The following is a 16,169-nucleotide window of genomic DNA, read 5'->3' as shown; positions in this document are numbered from 1 at the left end:
ACTCGTAATGCGTAGGTCGTCGGTTCGATTCCGACAGGCGGCTCGGGTAAGGAAAAGGCCCGTTGACCAGGCGATATGCCAAGGTCAACGGGCCTTCTTCATGTCCCGCACCAAGATCAAGGGTGCGGATTAGGGTGCAGTCGCCTTCGTGAGCAGCACCCGCCCCATACGCTGAGTAGCGTTCTTCGCCATCTCGCTCGCCACGTGCATATAGCCGCGGGTGGTTCGAAGATCCGAGTGGCCAAGGATCTCCTGGACTACTTCGGCCGGTACGCCGAGCAGGATCATGATGGTTGCCGCGGTGTGCCGAGCGTTGTGGAGCTTCGACGCGGGCACGCCGGCCGCCTTCAAGATGTCCTGCCATTCGGCATAGTCCTTCGACGGATCGATCGGTGACCCGTCCGGCTCGCAAAACACCAGATCGTGGTCCTGCCACAGGCTGTCCGCCAGGATCTCCTCGATCGCCTGGGCCCTCAGGTGCTGACGGAGCGCGTCGACCAGCTCGTCCGGCAACGGGATCTCGCGCTTGCTCTTGCCCTTCGGCCGCTTGAAGACCAGGCCCAGCCGCCGATCGGCGCTCTCGGGCTTCGACAGGTCGAGCACGACCTCCTCGCCGGGGCGTAGTTGCATCGTGCGCTGTGGGCAGTTCCCGCCCCGCCTGCGACCGCAGGCGCCGCCACAGCCATGGTCGAACGAACGTCGCCGCAGCTGCCACCACACCTTCATGTTGGCCGCCTCGAGATCGAGGAACTGCTTACGGAGGCCGAGCGCTTCGCCCTGACGCAGGCCGAGGGCTAGGGCAATCTTCCATCGGGCGCTGTTCCGCCCGCGGCGGTCTGCCTCATCGAGGAAGCGTTGCGCTTCCTCCTGGGTCAATGGCGTCTGATCGGGCGCATCGAAAGTGGGCGAGTCCATCAGCTTGAAGACATTGCGGGGAACCAGGCTCCGCCGTAATGCGATCTCGAATGCCCGGCTGAGGATTCTGTGCACCTTCAAGACGGTCGAATCGGCCCGGCCAGCACGGCGCATGGCCAGATAGATGATTTCAGCGTTTTCAGTTTGGACGCGGTCGACGCGCATTTTGCCGATTACCGGCAGGACCCAGTGCTCGATCTTCGATCGGTAATCGCGCACCGTGTCAGGGTCGCATCGCCCTGAACTCGGCAGGACAGTATCGAGGTACAAGTCGAGCCACTGTGAAACGGTCATGCCGGGGCCAGACCTAACGACCGCACCGGACCTGACCTGGTCAAGGATTTCATCGACGCGTTCGATGACTGCGGCCTTCGTGGTGCGCTTGACGTGCCGTCGTTCGGCCTCGCCGTTGGGCTTAGTGCCGACCGGAACCCAGGCATGCCAGTTTCCGTCGTCTCCCTTTGAAATTGTCGGGTAGGGGTTTTTAGGCATAGGGGTATTCCTCACCGAGAAGCATTATTCTGCGGCAAATCAGAGCAGGTGGGGATTTGCTAGAGCGTTACTGCTTCAGCTCTTCCCGGGCGCGTTCAGAATGTGTGCGCAACTGGCCAGCACGCTACGGATGTATTGCTTTTCCGCTTCGCTCGCCGAGGGGTCGGCCAGGTAACGCAGGATGACGCGCATGTCGCGAGAAACAGTGGAGTCCTGTTTCTCAGGCATCAGCGGCAACAGGACCGGACGGCGGCTCGGCGGCCGGTCGGTCGTCGAGCTGGGCAGCGAGCATCTGCAAGACGGACCGGATCGCGAGCTTCTGTGACTCCGAGACGTTGGGGTCCGCGAGCTTCCGCAGGATCGTCAGGACGTCTTCAGGCATCGGAGGCGGCGGAGTCGGCGCGGGCCGGCCCTTCTCGCCCATGCCGAGCGCGTCCAGGGCTTCCGCGAAATCGGCGTCCACGGCACGGCAGAACGCCTGCACCTTCGCGATTTCCGGCATTTCCTTTCCCTCGGCTTTCCGCCAGCGGTGGAAGGTCGAGGTGGCGACGCTGCTGCGGCGCTGGATTTCCCGGTCGGTTAGGCCGCGGGCGCGTGCCCGTTCGAGGGCGCGCTGAACGAACGCCGCGAACCGAGCTCGAGCGACGTCGGGGCTGAGGGGCTGACCGGCCACGGTGTCACGGTAAGTGGCGTTCGCAGGTCGGCTATCCCGTGGACGGGATCGATCCCGTGGACGGGATCGGCCGATGGGCCTGAAGCGTGCAGGGCCGAGCCCTGTTCTGCGTGGCTGTGCGCTGATGTGCATGACATAAAGCTACCTATGCGTAGCGGAGGGGGAATCAGCCGAAAGTATGAGGTGCGCTGTGCATGCAGTCGATCTATGGTTGTTCCCATGCACGCTAACGCACAGCAGGGCAGTCCCATGCACGGGACTGTGAAGACGATAACGCGACTCGCGTACACCGTGAACGACGCGGCCGAGCAGCTGTCCGTGAGTCGCCGCAAGATGTACGACCTCATGGAGAAGGGCGAGATCGCCTCGATCACTGTTGGTCGCTCGCGCCGGATCACTCACGAGGCGCTCGAGGACTACCTCCGCAGCTTGCGGGCCGTCGCATGACGCACCCCGAGGGCGGCGCCGGTACCGGGTCGAGCGGCGGCGCAGGCACTGGCCCCGGCCGCGATCTCCCCGGCCCGAACCCTGCTGACCTGCCGATCGGCCGCATCCCGCGATAGCGCTCGTCGCGCAGCTTCAAGCCCCCAGAAACAGCCCAGCGGCCCCGCCATCGCTCGCCAGCGTCGGGACCGCCAGACAGAAGGAAGCATCTCATGACGAACACGAAACCGGGTCTCTGGCAGGCCTTTCTCCTCGACGAGAGCGGCTGGGTTGCCGAGTCGGCCGCCGACCTGCTCGAGGAGCACGGCCCCGAGTGCACGGTCACTATCGGCATCTACCGCGACAGCGCACTCCCGGTTAAGCAGACGGGTGACGACGAGCTCTCCCGTACGCCCACCAGCCGCTTCACCGAGGACGTCGCCGCGGAATGGGAGCTGGACCTCGTGGACGACGACGGCGAGACCGACCACATCGCGGACAAGGTGAAGCAGGCCCAGGCCATGGCCGCCGGCCTCAACATAGCCGCCGCCAACCAGGGCGAGTACAACCGCGGGACCGACCTCTCCGCCGCCCTGCACACGATGGCCGACAGGCTCGCCGTCTACACCGGCCCGCTGCCCAGTGGCGGGTACGAATGGAGCCACCTCGACTTCCGGTTCGGCGGTGTCAGTCCCAAGACCTACCCGAGCGATGCGGTGAGCGCCGTCGACCAGCTGGCCACGGCGCTGGCCGGTCACCCGGGCGCTGAGAAGCTGACCCCGTACGGCAAGGAGTACGAGGCCAAGGAGGTCTTCGGCAGCCTCCGCCTTCGGGTGTACGCGGACCTGCCGAAGGACGACCCGGCCGCACTCCAGGCCGAGATCGAGTCGCTTCGGGCGCAGCTGGCCGCCAAGGACGGTGCCCAGTGACGCGGGCCCTGGTCCTTGAGTGGGACTTCGCCTCGACGGAGATCTTGCCCGGACGGTGGTCGCGGTGACGCTGCCCTACATCGGCGCCGGGCTCGGCTTGGCCCTTCTGGCCCTTGCCGCCGTTGGACCGCTGCTGGAGATCCGGTACCGCGCCCGCCACCGCAAGGCGGACCACCGATGAACAAGACCCGCGCTCGGCTCGATGGCACCCCGCTCCAGACCACCCACATCATGGCCTGCGATTGCGGCGCCCTCCCCGGCCAGACCTGCACCTGCGAGCTGCCGCCGATCGTCTGCATCCCGGACTCGGCGATCACGTACCGCCTGGTCGGCGGCCGCCTTCGCCGTGTCTGCGAGGTGCCGGCATGAACTACCTGATCGCTGGCCTTTGTGCGGCTGCGCTCGTCGGCATCCTCGCCGCCCTCGGTGTGGTCCTGGAGGACAAGCCGCCCATGGACGCCCCCACCGATTCCCCTCGTACCGACCTGGAGCAGCCCGAATGAGCATCTTCACCTTCACCAAGGCAACCAAGAAGGCCGCCAAGGGCCGCATCGCCCTCGACGGGCCGTCCGGTTCCGGCAAGACCATGACCGCGCTCATCGTCGCCGCGACGCTCGGCGAGAAGGTCGCGCTCATCGACACCGAGCACGGCTCGGCCAGCAAGTACGCGGACCTGTTCGAGTTCGACACGCTCCACCTGGACCGCTACAGCCCGCAGATCCTGATCGACGCGCTCGCCGCCGCGACGGCGGCCGGCTACGACGTCGTCATCGTCGACTCGCTCAGCCACTTCTGGATGGGCACCGACGGCATGCTGGAACAGGTCGACAAGGCCGCCAAGCGGTCTGGCGGACACGGCATGTCCGGCTGGAAGGAGATGCGGCCGGTCGAGCGGCAGATGGTCGAAGCGCTGCTGGCGTACCCCGGCCACATCATCTGCACCCTGCGCGTGAAGACGGACTGGGTGGAGGGCGAGAACGCCCGCGGCAAGCGCCAGATGATGAAGGTCGGTACGAAGGCCGAGCAGCGGGAGGGCCTGGAGTACGAGTTCGACCTGGTCGCCTCCATGGACTTGTCCAACGAGCTGACCGTCGTCAAGTCCCGGTGCCCGGCCCTTTCCGGTGAAATCGTCACGAAGCCCGGCCGGGAGTTCGCCGAGGTTTTCAAGACCTGGTTGGACGACGGCGAGCAGGCCGGTCCGTCGAAGCGCGACCAGCTGCTCGAGCAGATCCGGGCCGCGGCCGACAAAGACCAGCTGGTGGCGGCATGGTCCGCGATCGGTGCCGCTCTCAAGGCGAACCAGGTCACTCAGACCGACGTCGACGCCCTGCTCGTGCCGACCTGGCAGGCGCAGAAGGCCAGCGTCGTCGTCGAGCCGCCGGCCGAGCCGAAGAACCCGGGCAACGACCCGGCCCGCCGCAAGATGATGGCGCTGTTCACCGAGGCCGAGTACACCGACCGGGACGACCGGCTCGACTTCGTGGCCAAGGCGATCGGGCGCAAGGTCGAAACCACCAACGACCTGACCGACGCCGAGGTCAGCACGGTGATCGAGCGCCTGGAGCGCTACATCGACGCCGCCCCGCAGGAGAACGAGCTGGCCGGAGCGGGCGCGCGATGAGCTACAAGCCCACCGACGAGCAGGCCGCCGTCGTGGATGCCTTCACCACCGGCAACGCGCTGGTGGTGGAGGCGGGCGCCGGCGCCGGCAAGACTTCCACCCTCAAGCTCTGCGCGGCGGCTACGCCGCGCCGCCGCGGCCTCTACCTCGCCTACAACCGCGCCCTGAAGGACGAGGCCGTCAAGGCTTTCCCGCGTCAGGTGCGCGCCTCCACCACCCACGGCCTGGCCTACGGCCCGGTGGCCATCCCATATCAGCGGGCTGGCCGGCCGATCAACGGGCCACGCCAGACCGGCCGGCAGGTCGCCGAGATCCTGCGGATCAACGAGCCGATCCGGATCGACGCCGATCGGGCACCGCTCGCCCCGACCCAGCTGGCACGGCTGGCGACCCAGACCGTCGCCCGGTTCTGCATGTCCGGCTCCGAGGACCTGGAGCCGTGGCACGTGCCCACCCAGCCTGGCATGGAAGACAAGCCGATCCGTGCCGAGCTCCGCCGCGCGGTCCTGCCGTTCGCTCGCCGCGCCTGGGCCGACTTGCTCACCGTTGACGGCCGCATCCGGATGGTCCACAACCACTACCTGAAGATGTTCCAGCTGCGACACCCGCGCCTCGATGGTGACTTCCTGCTCGTCGATGAGGCGCAGGACCTCAACCCGTGCGTCGCCGCCCTGGTGGCCGAGCAGGACCACATGCAGGTCGTGTACGTCGGGGACGAAAACCAGGCCATCAACGGCTGGAACGGCGCGGTCAACGCGATGCGCGACGCCCCCGGTGACCGGCTCACCCTCAGCCAGTCGTTCCGGTTCGGCCCGGCCGTCGCTGACGAGGCCAACAAGTGGCTCACCGTGCTCAAGGCCCGGCTGCGGCTGCGCGGCTTCGACCAAATCCCGTCACGGGTCGAGACGCTCGACCTGCCCGACGCGGTCCTCTGCCGCACCAACGGTGAGGCCGTAGGCCAGGTCGCCATCGAGGCCGCCAGCGGGCGCCGGACCGCGCTGGTCGGCGGCGGCGACGACATCCGCTCCCTCGCCGAGGCGGCCATCGACCTCCAAGAGGGCCGTGGCACCGGGCACCCGGAACTGTGCGCCTTCTCGACCTGGGCCGACGTGGAGGACTACGTCACCCAGGACGCCGCTGGATCAGACCTCAAGGTCGCCGTGAAGCTGATCAACAGCTACAGCCCGGAGGGCGTCCTCGACATTCTCAACGCCCTGGTCGCCGAGTCGCGGGCCGAGGTCATCGTGTCGACCGCCCACAAGTCCAAGGGCCGCGAGTGGGGCACGGTGCGAATCGCTTCGGACTTCCGCGAGCCCCGCCCGCTCGAGGACGGCCGGCGGGCCGAGGTGCCTCGCGAGGACGCCATGCTCGCGTACGTCGCTGTGACCCGGGCCCAGCTGGTCTTGGACCGCGAGGGCCTGGCCTGGGTCGACCGCTGGGTCCCGGCGGCCGACTCGTGGATCGCGGCCGCGGTGCTCGAGCACCCGGACGCGGTCATGCCAGACGGGCCGGACCTGCTCGCCGACGTCGACGAGCTGACCGATGCTGGCGTCGACTACCTGGCCGACCCGGCCGAACGGATCGCCGTGGTGGCCGCGATCGCGCCTGAGTACGTGCGGCCGGTCGAGTCAGGGCCCGTCCTCGAGGAGACGCCGCCGGTCGTGAGCCGGCCGACGATAGCCCCGCCGGCGCCGCGTAAGCCGCGCTGCCAGACCGACGGGTGTAGCCACCTGGAGCTGGTTCACCGGGAGGCCGCCGGTCGCCGCGCCAGGTGCTCCGCCGTGGGTTGCCGCTGCCAGGCGTTCGTTGCGCCCGAGATGGCGGGGGCAGCCCGATGAGCGCCGCGACCTCGCGCAGCCCCGTCCCGCAGTTCGGGCCCACGGCCACCAAGCAGGCCAAGCCGCATCCCTACGAGCCCGACGTGGAAACGCCCGGCGTCTGCTCCTGCCAGCTCGTCAAGGGTCACCGCCTGCACGACGAGGCCGCCATCCGCGAGCACCTGGGCCAGATCGACGAAGCCCAGGCGGAGGCCCGGCGCCGCCTCGGGGAGGTGGACTGACGTGGAGCTCACCGACGCCCGCGTGGCCGAACTGGAACGCATCGCCTTCCAGTTCGCGGCCCGCGTCCGGACCTGCGACCCGGAGGACAACCGGCGTTGGCTGGTCGAGCTGCTGCCTGACCCACACGACTGGTTCCGGCTCAACTTCGTACTGGCCGCCGCGGTACCCGAGGACCGGCCGTGGTCCGAGATGACCCGCTGGACCCACCAGACCAAAGAGGAACGCGAGAGCGCGGTGCCGTTGGCCTTCGCCATCGACCCGGCTAGCGGCCGGGTCATGAAGGGCTGCGGTACGCCGGCCGCCGCTCGTCGGCACAAGGAACGCGGCGAGGACCTCGACCCGGCGTGCAGGGACGCGATTCGAGCCGAGAACCGGCTCAAGAAACGCCGCTACCGAGCCAAGGCCACAGCCCAGCTCGTCACCCGCTGACACCAGCTGGCCGGACCTCAGCTCCTGAGGTCCGGCCAGCCTGAACACGCACCACGGAGGCACCCCATCAGCGTCGAGGCAGTCCGCTGGGCCCACTACGAGGCGCCGTGGATCTACACGGCCAAGGGCCACCCGGACACCACCGCTCATGCCGTCCTGGCCGTGCTGGCCGAGCACGCCAACCCGGACGGCGCGGACGCGCGCCCCTCGCCGCTGCGCATCCGCTTCGCCACCGGCTTCGACGTCCGCACCATCGACCGCGCCCTGCAACGCCTGATGGCCGAAAAACTGATCCTGAAGGACGGCCGGCACTACAGCGGCACCCAACGGTGGCGTCTCGCCCTGGACCGCAAGCGGCCGGAGACGTTCTGGGACGACCTGGTGGCCGAGGACGAGAAGGCACGGAAGGTCGAGTCCGACGCTCGGCAGCGCCGCCGGGTGAAGGAGAAAGCCCGCCTGTCCGGCACGCAGAATGCCGGACACATCGAAGCTGACGTATCGATGGCCGAACCCGTCCGGGACGCAAACTCCCGGACGCCGGGATTCTCCGTACCGGACGCCGGGACGCAAAATGCCGGACGCCGGGACGTTAAATCCGGCAGCCGGGACGCAACACCCTCCGAACCACCAGAACCGCCCGGGAACCACCCGAAGAACCCCCCAGGAACCATCCCTGGGGGCACGCTGCCCCCAGACCCCCTGCGACCCCCGTCGCCTTCGGCTCCGGGGCACGAGCAGAAGAACTCACTCTCCGAACCACTCACCCCAGCCCAAGACCAAGAGGGTGAGTCACTACCGCACGCGAGCACGCGCGAGGCCGGCCCCGACCTACGCCTCGTTCCCGGAACCGATCAGTCGCCGCCCGGACCGAAGCAGCGAGGGATCTTCCCCGCCGCCGTGCCCACCCCCGGCCACCGTCGCACCCGGGCCGAAGAAGCCATCGCAGAAGCCGCAGCACGCCGAGCCGCCGCCGTAGCCGCCCACCAGGCCCGAAAAGGCACCGCATGAACCGCCACCTCACCCCACGGGAGAAGGCCGGCCGTGCATCCGCTCAGGCCGCCATCGCTCGAGCCCAAAACCACGTTCGCCCGAAACCCGCCCAGGACGCCGATGACGCCCTCGGCGATCTCTACCCCTACGTCACCCCCGCCCGAGCCCGCCAGATCCGTCTGGAGATCCAGGAGACCCGCAATGCGCGACGCTGAGAACACCGTCGAACTGCCCCTCACCCACGCCACCGCCGCTGAACTGCGCGGCCAGCTCTCCGACGAGCAGGCCGCCCATGCCAAAACGATCTCCAACTTCGAAGAGTTTGCGGACAGCGTCCGCGAGGACTGCATCGCGTACCGGGCCAAGATCCTCGACCTCGACACCCGCCTCCACCAGACCACCCGCGAACGCGACGACCTCCTCCAGCGGAACGACCGGCTCGCCGCCGCCGGCCACCGCCTCGTCCAGGCCGTCCGCGAGCACAACACCAACCCCAACCACGGACCCGGAACCGGCCACACCGACAACCTCGCTGCCCAGCTCCTCGGGGTCATCGCCGCCGACCGGAAGCCCTGGACCCGCGAGACCTCGGCCCACGAGCAGGACGAGCTCTGCACCTGCTCCTGGCTCGGCGTTGGGATGCCCGAACACCAGCCGACCAGCTTCTGCCTCACCCCCGAACAGGACCAGGCCAACCGCAATCGCGCTGCCCTGCCGAACGGCGTAGCCGACTACCGGATGCCCCTGACCGACTTCGAACGACGAGTCGGCGTCGTTGACCACCAGGCGGTGGCCTCGGTTCCTCGTGACGCGCGCGAGTGGCCGCTGGCGTCTGGCGGTGTGATTCCGGCGTCAGCACGCCCGCTTGCGGTTCTCGGCGAGGTTCTGCGTGCTGGCCGGCTACGCCTGGTCGACCAGCACGCGGTGCGGCAGATCGTGAGCCCGGAGCAGCCGGTCGACGAGCTCCCGCCGGCCGGGACGTGGGGACCGTACGAGCTGGAGCGCGAGGTCCTGGCCGAGCCGATGCCGGTGGCGGTGCGCAGCGTCCAGGAGATCGCCGACCGAGAGGACGGCCCGGCCGTCGCGTACACCGTCCAGGCGCACCTCGATGCTGCTCTGGAGTCGGCGCGGCTGACCCGGGGCGCGGTTGAGCACCGCGTTGGTGAGTGGATGGCGCGGAAGCTGAAGATCAGCACGGTCCAGGTGATCCTGGGCTGGATCCGGCGCGCGTACGCCGCGGGCGAGGCGGCCGGCGCCGCGGAGCTGGCCGCGATGACGGAGGCCCGGGACGTGCTGCGCGAGCGCGTCGACCGCCTGGAGCAGGTTCTGGAGCAGGCCGAGGAGTACGCCCGCGATCTTCAGGACAACGGCGTCACCGCCGAGGCCTCTCGGTGAAGCGTTGGGTCGCATGGATTGTGCTGGCCGCTTGCATGGCGGCCACCGTCCTCGCCTTCCAACGCGACGACCAGGCGGGTGGCTTCGAACGCTGGTGCGCCGAGCAGGCCGGCCACATCGTCGACGAGCTCGCCTCGGCCACCGTCGAAGGCGCCCACGGCCCCGTCCCGATCGGCTGGCCAACCCGGCAGGTCTGCCTCAGCCAGGAAGGGGCGTACCTCAGTGCCCGCTAAAAGCATCCGCAACGGCATCGAGCTGGTCGTGGCCAGGCGCTCCCGGAAGGAGCGTCGATGCGAGACGAAGACCCACGTCTGCGTGAAGACGATCTACCCGGGCGAGCGCTACGCCTATTCGTCGCTGCCGCCCTGGAGCGAGATCAGCAACGAACGCTGGTGGCACCACACGACGTGCGTGGCCTGCGTGAACCTGTACCACCCCGAGATCGCCAAGCAGCTCTTCGGGACCTGATGCCCTCCGTCCGTCACACCGACCCTGGCCCGGCAGCCCGCCCCTGTGCGCGCTGCCGGGCCACCCACCGCAGCCACGTCCCCTGCACGACACCCAACACCTGGCTCATCGCCGGAACCAAGGTCAAAACCCGCACCGAGGAGCAGCGTTGATCGACCGCACCAACCGTCCCGGCCAGATCGTCATCACCCAGCCGGCCAACATCGGGCCCGCCCTTGGCGAGATCCGCGAGATCCTCGGCTTCAGCCGCCACGAGCTCTCCCGCCGCATCGCCGCCACGACCGGCCGCAAGCCGAACACCGCCTACGTGCAGCTGTGGAACTGGGAGAGCGGCCGCCACGCCCCCGACGTGGCCTCGGTCGCCCTGGTGCTCAAGGAGCTCGGCCTCGGCCTCGCCCTCTACCCGCTGGAGGACGCATGACCCCGGCCCAGCTCCGCGCCCGTGCCGCCCTCTGGTCCCTGAGGGCGGCGCTCGCCGCGCTCGAAGCCCGCGCCCTCGACGAGGCCCAGCACATCGCCGCCGAGGAAGCCACCACACGCAGCCTGCTCAAATCCCCAACCTGGGGCCGCCGACGCGCCCTCGGCGGCCACGCCGACCCGGTGGCTGGCGCCATCGACGCCCCCGAGCTGGTCCGCGTCAACCAGTGGTCCAAGACCCAGGCCGACGTCATCGTCGAGCTCCGCGGCGTCGCCGAGCATTTGCCCGGCCTGGCCGGACCGCTCGACCGGCTCCAGGCCGCCGTGCCGCACATGAGTGACCGCATGGCCGACGGCACTCGGCTGTTCGCTGACCGGATCGACGGCCGCGTCCGCCGGAAGCTGGTCATTCACGCCGATCGCCTGCTGGTCCCCCGGGCGCTCTGCCCGACGTGCGACACCACCGGGCTGACGATGCGGCTGTCCCCGCCGGCCGAGGAGCGGGTGATCGAGTGCACGACCTGCGGGGGAGCCTGGCTGAGGAACGAGGCGCTGAGGAGCGTGGCGGCATGATGGAGGTGGCAGGGGAGCACTGGGGCACGGCGGCCGAGGTGGCCGAGCACATCGGCCAGGGCGTCACCGAGGACAACGTCCGGCGCTGGGCAGAACGTTACGGGCTGATCTCGGTGACGATGAAGGACGAGAAGGGCCGGAAGCAGGTGCGGTACCTGCTCGGCCAGGCGGTCCGGATCGACAAGGCGAAGCGGGACGAGGCGCGCGGTCGCCCCAGGATGGCAGCATGAGCGGCATGGACGAGCTAAGGCGCTTCGGCGCGACCGGTGCCGAAGCGCTGGAAGCCGCCAACCGTATCGCCGATTTGCTACGCGAGGCCGTGCACGTTCAACCTCAGTACGGCACCAGCATGCACTGGCCGTCCTGCGTCGTCGCCGACTGCACGGGCTGTCTCCCGCCGCTGGCCGGGGAACAGCGGCTGTGAGCGCGCTGGCCGACTGGCGTTTCTGGGCCATGATGGCGATGCTCTGGGGCTCGTTCGCCTACCTGATCTGGTATGCGAGGCGGGGCAGGCGCTCCTGAGCCGGCTTGACGTCGCGATGATCATTGTTCACACTGACGGCGGCAGGAATCTGCCCACAGCCCGGTAGAGCGATTCGCTCCCGGGCTGTCGCCGTCTCCGGGGACCGGAGCGCAGGGGGAACGGCCAGGTCGGCAGGGGGCGCCGGCCTGGCCACACCAATCGGGCACGCAAGGCGTAGCCCCGCGTACTCCGGCAAGGCCGGCACGCACGAGCAACTGGCGGTGAACGATGACAGGAGAACGACGCCCAGTCACCGACGAAGACCGCCAGGCCGTCCGCGAGCTCCACGCCCAAGGCCTCTCCCGCAACGCCATCAGCCGGCGCATCAACCGCTCAGGCCGCACGGTCTCCCGCCTCGCCGACGAGCTCGGCCTGGACTTCGAGCGCGCCCAGACCGCGGCCGCCACCGAAGCCAAGAAGATCGACGGCCGCGCCCGCCGCGCCGCGCTCTCGCTCGGCCTGCTCGACGACGCCGAACGCCTCCGTCAACAGCTCTGGCAGCGGGCACTGGTGTTCAACTTCGGCGGCAAGGAGAACGACTACAACGAGCACACGCTCGACGAACCCACGTTCTCCGACAAGGCCAAGATCATGCAGTCCGTCGGGATCGCCGTCGACCGGTCGCTGCGCCTGGACGAATACGACGCCGACCCCGGCGTCGACGCCGCCAAGTCGATGCTCGGCGCGCTCGCCGCCGGCCTGGGCGCCGCGTACGACGAGCTCAACAAACGCGACGGCACAGCCGATGCCGATTGACCTGGACGCGGTCGGCCGCACGCTGTCCCCGGTCCACCTGCGCAGCGTGGTCGAGTCCACCGCCCGCCAGAACATCTGGCAGGGCAGCGTCCGGTCCGGCAAGACAGTGGCGTCGCTGCTGCGCTTCCTGATGGCCGTCGCCACCGCGCCCAGCTCAGGCCGAATTCTGCTGTTCGGCAAGACCAGGGAAAGCGTCAACCGCAACGTCTTCGCGGTGCTCACCGACCCGGACCTGTTCGGCCCGCTGGCCAAGCTGGTCCACTACAACCCCGGCGCCCCGCTCGGGACGATCCTCGGCCGGCAGGTCGACGTCCTGGGCGCCAACGACGCCAAGGCCGAACCCAAGGTCCGCGGCATGACGCTGTGCCTGGCGTACGGCGACGAGCTGACGACCGTGCCCGAGGCGTTCTACACGCAGGTCCTCGCCCGCCTGTCGGTGAAGGGTGCGCAGCTGTTCGGCACGACCAACCCGGATTCGCCAGCACACTGGCTGCGCAAGAAATACCTGCTCCGGGCCGGTGAGCTGAACCTGCGGACCTGGCATTCGACGCTGCGGGATAACCCGCACCTTGACCCGCAGTACGTCGCCGACCTTGCCCGCGAGTACGTCGGCCTCTGGTACAAGCGGTTCATCCTCGGCGAGTGGCGCTCGGCTGAGGGCGCCGTTTTCGACATGTTCGACGAGGACCGGCACGTCGTCGACGAGCTGCCCGCGATCGTGCGCTGGGTTTCGCTCGGCATCGACTACGGCACCCGGAACGCCACCGCGGCGCTCGTGCTCGGCGTCGGCGCCGATGGCCGGCTGTACCTGACGCACGAGTGGCGCCACGACCCGGCCGTTGCCCGCCGGCAGCTCACCGACCGTGGCCTCTCGCGCGAGCTGCGCAAGTGGCTCAGCGAACTGGAGGTGCCCGGAGCACCCGGCCTGTCCGGCGTTCTGCCGGAATGGACCGTGGTCGACCCGGCCGCCGCGAGCCTCAGGTTGCAGCTGTTCGAGGACGGCATCACCCCGGCCCTGGCTGATAACAGCGTCCTCGACGGGATCCGGCTCATGTCGAGCCTGCTCGGCAACGACCAGTTGAGGATCCACCGGTCGTGCACCGGCCTTCTCGAGGAGCTGCCCGGCTACAGCTGGGACGACAAGGCTGCCGAGCGTGGCCAGGACGCCCCGCTCAAGGCCGACGACCACAGCATCGACGCGGCCCGGTACGCGATCAAGACCCCCGAAGTGCTTTGGCGGCCGCTCGTACGCGGTTCCCTAGACCTCGCGGCTTGACTCCGCTTTCGACCGGATCGAAGAGTCGAAAAGGCTGCTCCCCGGCGCCGGGTCGGATCGCCCAACGGTTTCCATGGACGTCGGTGAAGTGCACTTCGAAATCGAAGAGATTCTGCGAGCGTCCCATGACGAGCTCACCCTCATCCTTCAGTCCGTAGCCCTGAAGGTCCCAACTCAGTTCTTGGGAATCGCCAGAGTCCAGCACCGTGATCGGCGTGGGCCCTCCGATGTGGATACCGATCTCTTGCTTCGTCGGTATGTAGACCAGCTTGCCGACGATGTTTGTTACTGGGTGGAGGCCGTAGTTGCCGATGCTGCCCTTGAAGGTGTCAAGGCGTCCACCGACGTGACCATCGACTCCAAGTGAGTGCAGACGCAGTGTGCGCGCCTGAGCGGCCTGACTTTCCCGCTCAGCCTTTCGTGCCTGTCTAGCGTCTTCCTCTCGGTTTCGCTCACTGATGCGAACACCGCGAGCTGCGTAAATGACGGCCAATCCAGTGCCGACGCCGCCCACCCATGTGCCTATCGCTTCAACCCAATCTGGCGTGAATTTCACGGGGTCCGAGGTTAGGGCTGCCCGTCCAAATCCGGAAGACTGAGGAGGGCCTGGTGCCAATCCCCACTGGCGGCGCCTGGCCGCCTCCCCACCTCGCCCCCGCGTACGACGCCTACCGCGACTGGGACGCCTGGTACACCGGCGACCCTGACGGCCTGCGCAACGTCTACGCCAACCGTGGCCCGCGCGGGCAGAGCCTCCCGCCTTCGCAGCGCGTACGCGGCAGCCAGTACGCCGGCGGCCTGGTCGGCACCGTCTCCCGCTGGCTCTGGGGCGCGCCCCCGCCGGCGGGCGCCCGCGACGGCCGCATCCACGTCCCGCTGCCGGCCGACCTGGCGGCCACCGCCGCCAACCTGCTCTTCTCCGAGCCGCCCCAGGTCACCAGCGAGAATCCGGCGGTCCAGAAGCGCCTCGACCAGCTGGTCGAGGACGGCCTTTACACGATGCTGCTGCACGCCGCCGAGGCCAACTCGGTGCTCGGCGACGTCTACCTCCGGCCGGTCATCGACGTCGACGTCTACCCCGACCGGGCCTTCCTGGCCGCCGTGCACGCTGACGGCGCGATCCCGACCATCCGGTGGGGCAAGCTGATCGAGGTCACCTTCTGGTCCACCCTCGTGGTCGACGGCGACACCCACGTCCGCCTGCTCGAGCACCACGAGGTCGTGAACGGTGCTGGCCGGATCGTCTACGCCGTGCACGAGGGCAACAGCCGCGAGCTCGGCCGCCCGGTCCCGCTGACCGAACACGCCGCAGCAGCGCACCTGGCCGACCTGGTCGACGAGGAAAGCGCCCAGGAAACCAAGCTCACGCGGCTCGACGTCGTCCGGATCCCGAACGCCGGCCCGCAGCGCAGATGGCGCTCCGACGGGCCACTGAAATACCTCGGCCGATCCGACTTCGACGGCAACGAACCATGGTTCGACGCCCTCGACGACGTGTGGACCAGCTGGATGCGCGACATCCGCCAGGCCCGCGGCCGGATCATCGTGCCGTCGTACATGCTCTCGTCCAACGGCCCCGGCCAGGGCGCAACCTTCGACGCCGAACGCGAAGTGTTCGCCCAGCTGGAGATGATGCCCGGCCAGCAGGGCACTGGGATCACCATCAACCAGTTCCAAATCCGGTGGCAGGAGCACCAGGCCAGCGCCGAAGCGGTCGAGCAGGTCGCCATGCGCCACGCCGGGCTGTCCCCGCAGACCCTCGGCGAGCAGGGCGGCGACGTCGCGATGACCGCCACCGAGGCCCAGGCCCGCGAGCGGCTGTCCTTCACGACCCGGGGGAACCGGACCGAGGGCGCGTGGAAGCCCGGCATCGCCGACGCCACCGAGCTGCTGATGGAAGTCGAGGCCGTTAACTTCGGCGGGCCGCCTCCGGAACGGCCGAACGTCGAGTTCGGCGACAGCGTCTCGGAGTCACCGGAGGCCACCGCCCGCACCGTCCAGCTCTACCGGGCCGCGCAGGCCATCTCCATCGACACCGCCGTCCGCATGGTGCACCCCGAATGGGACGACACCGAGGTCGGCCGCGAGGTGAAGCGGATCCAGGACGAGCTCGGCGGCGGCGAGGACCCCGAGGTCGTGCTGGCCGGCGCCGCCGGTAACCGGCCGCCCGGCGAGCAGGACGAGGGCCAGGACGACGAGGAGACCGAAGAGCAGACCGACGAGGAGTAG

General features: G+C 69.0%; 23 protein-coding genes. 20 read left to right on the top strand and 3 right to left on the bottom strand.

Going from position 1 to position 16,169, the window contains the following annotated elements; translation table 11 throughout:
- Window positions 1–129: 129 nt before the first annotated feature.
- Window positions 130–1,407: a tyrosine-type recombinase/integrase gene (locus AB0C26_RS45620; protein ID WP_360261408.1), complete on the bottom strand. Its 1,278-nt coding sequence runs from the start codon at window positions 1,405–1,407 to the stop codon at window positions 130–132.
- A 220-nt stretch (window positions 1,408–1,627) separates the two neighbouring features.
- A complete protein-coding gene (locus AB0C26_RS45615) occupies window positions 1,628–2,080 on the bottom strand; it encodes an XRE family transcriptional regulator (protein WP_360261405.1) in 453 nt (150 codons plus the stop codon).
- Window positions 2,081–2,299: 219 nt separating this feature from the next.
- Here AB0C26_RS45615 and AB0C26_RS45610 point away from each other — a divergent pair, with 219 nt between their 5' ends.
- The 19 genes from AB0C26_RS45610 (at window position 2,300) to AB0C26_RS45520 (ending at window position 13,940) form a co-directional block, all read left to right on the top strand.
- A complete protein-coding gene (locus AB0C26_RS45610) occupies window positions 2,300–2,527 on the top strand; it encodes a helix-turn-helix domain-containing protein (protein ID WP_360261402.1) in 228 nt (75 codons plus the stop codon).
- Between the two features lie 209 nt (window positions 2,528–2,736).
- Entirely contained in the window at window positions 2,737–3,432 is a 696-nt protein-coding gene (locus AB0C26_RS45605) for a hypothetical protein (RefSeq protein ID WP_360261399.1), read from the top strand.
- A gap of 19 nt (window positions 3,433–3,451) precedes the next feature.
- Window positions 3,452–3,613: a hypothetical protein gene (locus tag AB0C26_RS45600; RefSeq protein WP_360261397.1), complete on the top strand. Its 162-nt coding sequence runs from the start codon at window positions 3,452–3,454 to the stop codon at window positions 3,611–3,613.
- Window positions 3,610–3,801, top strand: a complete 192-nt coding sequence (locus tag AB0C26_RS45595) for a hypothetical protein (protein ID WP_360261394.1) — start codon at window positions 3,610–3,612, stop codon at window positions 3,799–3,801. Before AB0C26_RS45600 ends, AB0C26_RS45595 begins: the two co-directional genes overlap by 4 nt.
- Window positions 3,798–3,935, top strand: coding sequence for a hypothetical protein (locus tag AB0C26_RS45590; protein ID WP_360261391.1), 138 nt, complete (start codon window positions 3,798–3,800; stop codon window positions 3,933–3,935). Before AB0C26_RS45595 ends, AB0C26_RS45590 begins: the two co-directional genes overlap by 4 nt.
- Entirely contained in the window at window positions 3,932–5,053 is a 1,122-nt protein-coding gene (locus tag AB0C26_RS45585; protein WP_360261389.1) for an ATP-binding protein, read from the top strand. Before AB0C26_RS45590 ends, AB0C26_RS45585 begins: the two co-directional genes overlap by 4 nt.
- On the top strand, window positions 5,050–6,891 hold the full coding sequence (locus AB0C26_RS45580; RefSeq protein ID WP_360261387.1) for an AAA family ATPase: 1,842 nt from the start codon (window positions 5,050–5,052) through the stop codon (window positions 6,889–6,891). Before AB0C26_RS45585 ends, AB0C26_RS45580 begins: the two co-directional genes overlap by 4 nt.
- The gene (locus AB0C26_RS45575; protein ID WP_360261385.1) at window positions 6,888–7,112 is read left to right on the top strand and encodes a hypothetical protein; all 225 of its coding nucleotides are present in this window, start codon (window positions 6,888–6,890) and stop codon (window positions 7,110–7,112) included. The genes AB0C26_RS45580 and AB0C26_RS45575 overlap by 4 nt, the downstream gene beginning before the upstream one ends.
- Window position 7,113: 1 nt before the next feature.
- Entirely contained in the window at window positions 7,114–7,542 is a 429-nt protein-coding gene (locus tag AB0C26_RS45570; protein WP_360261383.1) for a hypothetical protein, read from the top strand.
- 162 nt (window positions 7,543–7,704) lie between these two features.
- Window positions 7,705–8,550: a hypothetical protein gene (locus AB0C26_RS45565; RefSeq protein WP_360261381.1), complete on the top strand. Its 846-nt coding sequence runs from the start codon at window positions 7,705–7,707 to the stop codon at window positions 8,548–8,550.
- 183 nt (window positions 8,551–8,733) lie between these two features.
- Window positions 8,734–9,927, top strand: a complete 1,194-nt coding sequence (locus AB0C26_RS45560; RefSeq protein ID WP_360261378.1) for a hypothetical protein — start codon at window positions 8,734–8,736, stop codon at window positions 9,925–9,927.
- Between the two features lie 35 nt (window positions 9,928–9,962).
- Window positions 9,963–10,160 carry a hypothetical protein gene (locus AB0C26_RS45555; protein ID WP_360261376.1) on the top strand — a complete coding sequence of 66 codons (198 nt, stop codon included), beginning with the start codon at window positions 9,963–9,965 and terminating at the stop codon, window positions 10,158–10,160.
- Entirely contained in the window at window positions 10,150–10,395 is a 246-nt protein-coding gene (locus AB0C26_RS45550; protein ID WP_360261374.1) for a hypothetical protein, read from the top strand. The genes AB0C26_RS45555 and AB0C26_RS45550 overlap by 11 nt, the downstream gene beginning before the upstream one ends.
- A 148-nt stretch (window positions 10,396–10,543) precedes the next feature.
- On the top strand, window positions 10,544–10,816 hold the full coding sequence (locus AB0C26_RS45545) for a hypothetical protein (RefSeq protein ID WP_360261371.1): 273 nt from the start codon (window positions 10,544–10,546) through the stop codon (window positions 10,814–10,816).
- A complete protein-coding gene (locus AB0C26_RS45540; RefSeq protein ID WP_360261369.1) occupies window positions 10,813–11,385 on the top strand; it encodes a hypothetical protein in 573 nt (190 codons plus the stop codon). Before AB0C26_RS45545 ends, AB0C26_RS45540 begins: the two co-directional genes overlap by 4 nt.
- Window positions 11,382–11,615: a hypothetical protein gene (locus tag AB0C26_RS45535; protein ID WP_360261367.1), complete on the top strand. Its 234-nt coding sequence runs from the start codon at window positions 11,382–11,384 to the stop codon at window positions 11,613–11,615. The genes AB0C26_RS45540 and AB0C26_RS45535 overlap by 4 nt, the downstream gene beginning before the upstream one ends.
- A complete protein-coding gene (locus AB0C26_RS45530; protein ID WP_360261365.1) occupies window positions 11,612–11,809 on the top strand; it encodes a hypothetical protein in 198 nt (65 codons plus the stop codon). Before AB0C26_RS45535 ends, AB0C26_RS45530 begins: the two co-directional genes overlap by 4 nt.
- A 327-nt stretch (window positions 11,810–12,136) precedes the next feature.
- Window positions 12,137–12,664, top strand: a complete 528-nt coding sequence (locus tag AB0C26_RS45525) for a helix-turn-helix domain-containing protein (protein WP_360261363.1) — start codon at window positions 12,137–12,139, stop codon at window positions 12,662–12,664.
- Complete coding sequence (locus tag AB0C26_RS45520; protein ID WP_360261361.1) at window positions 12,654–13,940, top strand: phage terminase large subunit; 1,287 nt, start codon at window positions 12,654–12,656, stop codon at window positions 13,938–13,940. Before AB0C26_RS45525 ends, AB0C26_RS45520 begins: the two co-directional genes overlap by 11 nt.
- Here AB0C26_RS45520 and AB0C26_RS45515 read toward each other — a convergent pair.
- Window positions 13,879–14,496, bottom strand: a complete 618-nt coding sequence (locus AB0C26_RS45515) for a hypothetical protein (protein ID WP_360261359.1) — start codon at window positions 14,494–14,496, stop codon at window positions 13,879–13,881. The two genes, AB0C26_RS45520 and AB0C26_RS45515, sit on opposite strands and share 62 nt — an antisense overlap.
- 53 nt (window positions 14,497–14,549) lie before the next feature.
- Here AB0C26_RS45515 and AB0C26_RS45510 point away from each other — a divergent pair, with 53 nt between their 5' ends.
- Window positions 14,550–16,169 carry a phage capsid protein gene (locus AB0C26_RS45510; protein WP_360261356.1) on the top strand — a complete coding sequence of 540 codons (1,620 nt, stop codon included), beginning with the start codon at window positions 14,550–14,552 and terminating at the stop codon, window positions 16,167–16,169.

It is taken from the genome of Actinoplanes sp. NPDC048796, assembly GCF_040650035.1.
Taxonomy (GTDB): Bacteria; Actinomycetota; Actinomycetes; order Mycobacteriales; family Micromonosporaceae; genus Actinoplanes.
Note: the sequence above shows the minus strand (reverse complement) of the source record. Positions and strands in the feature narration are given on the sequence as shown.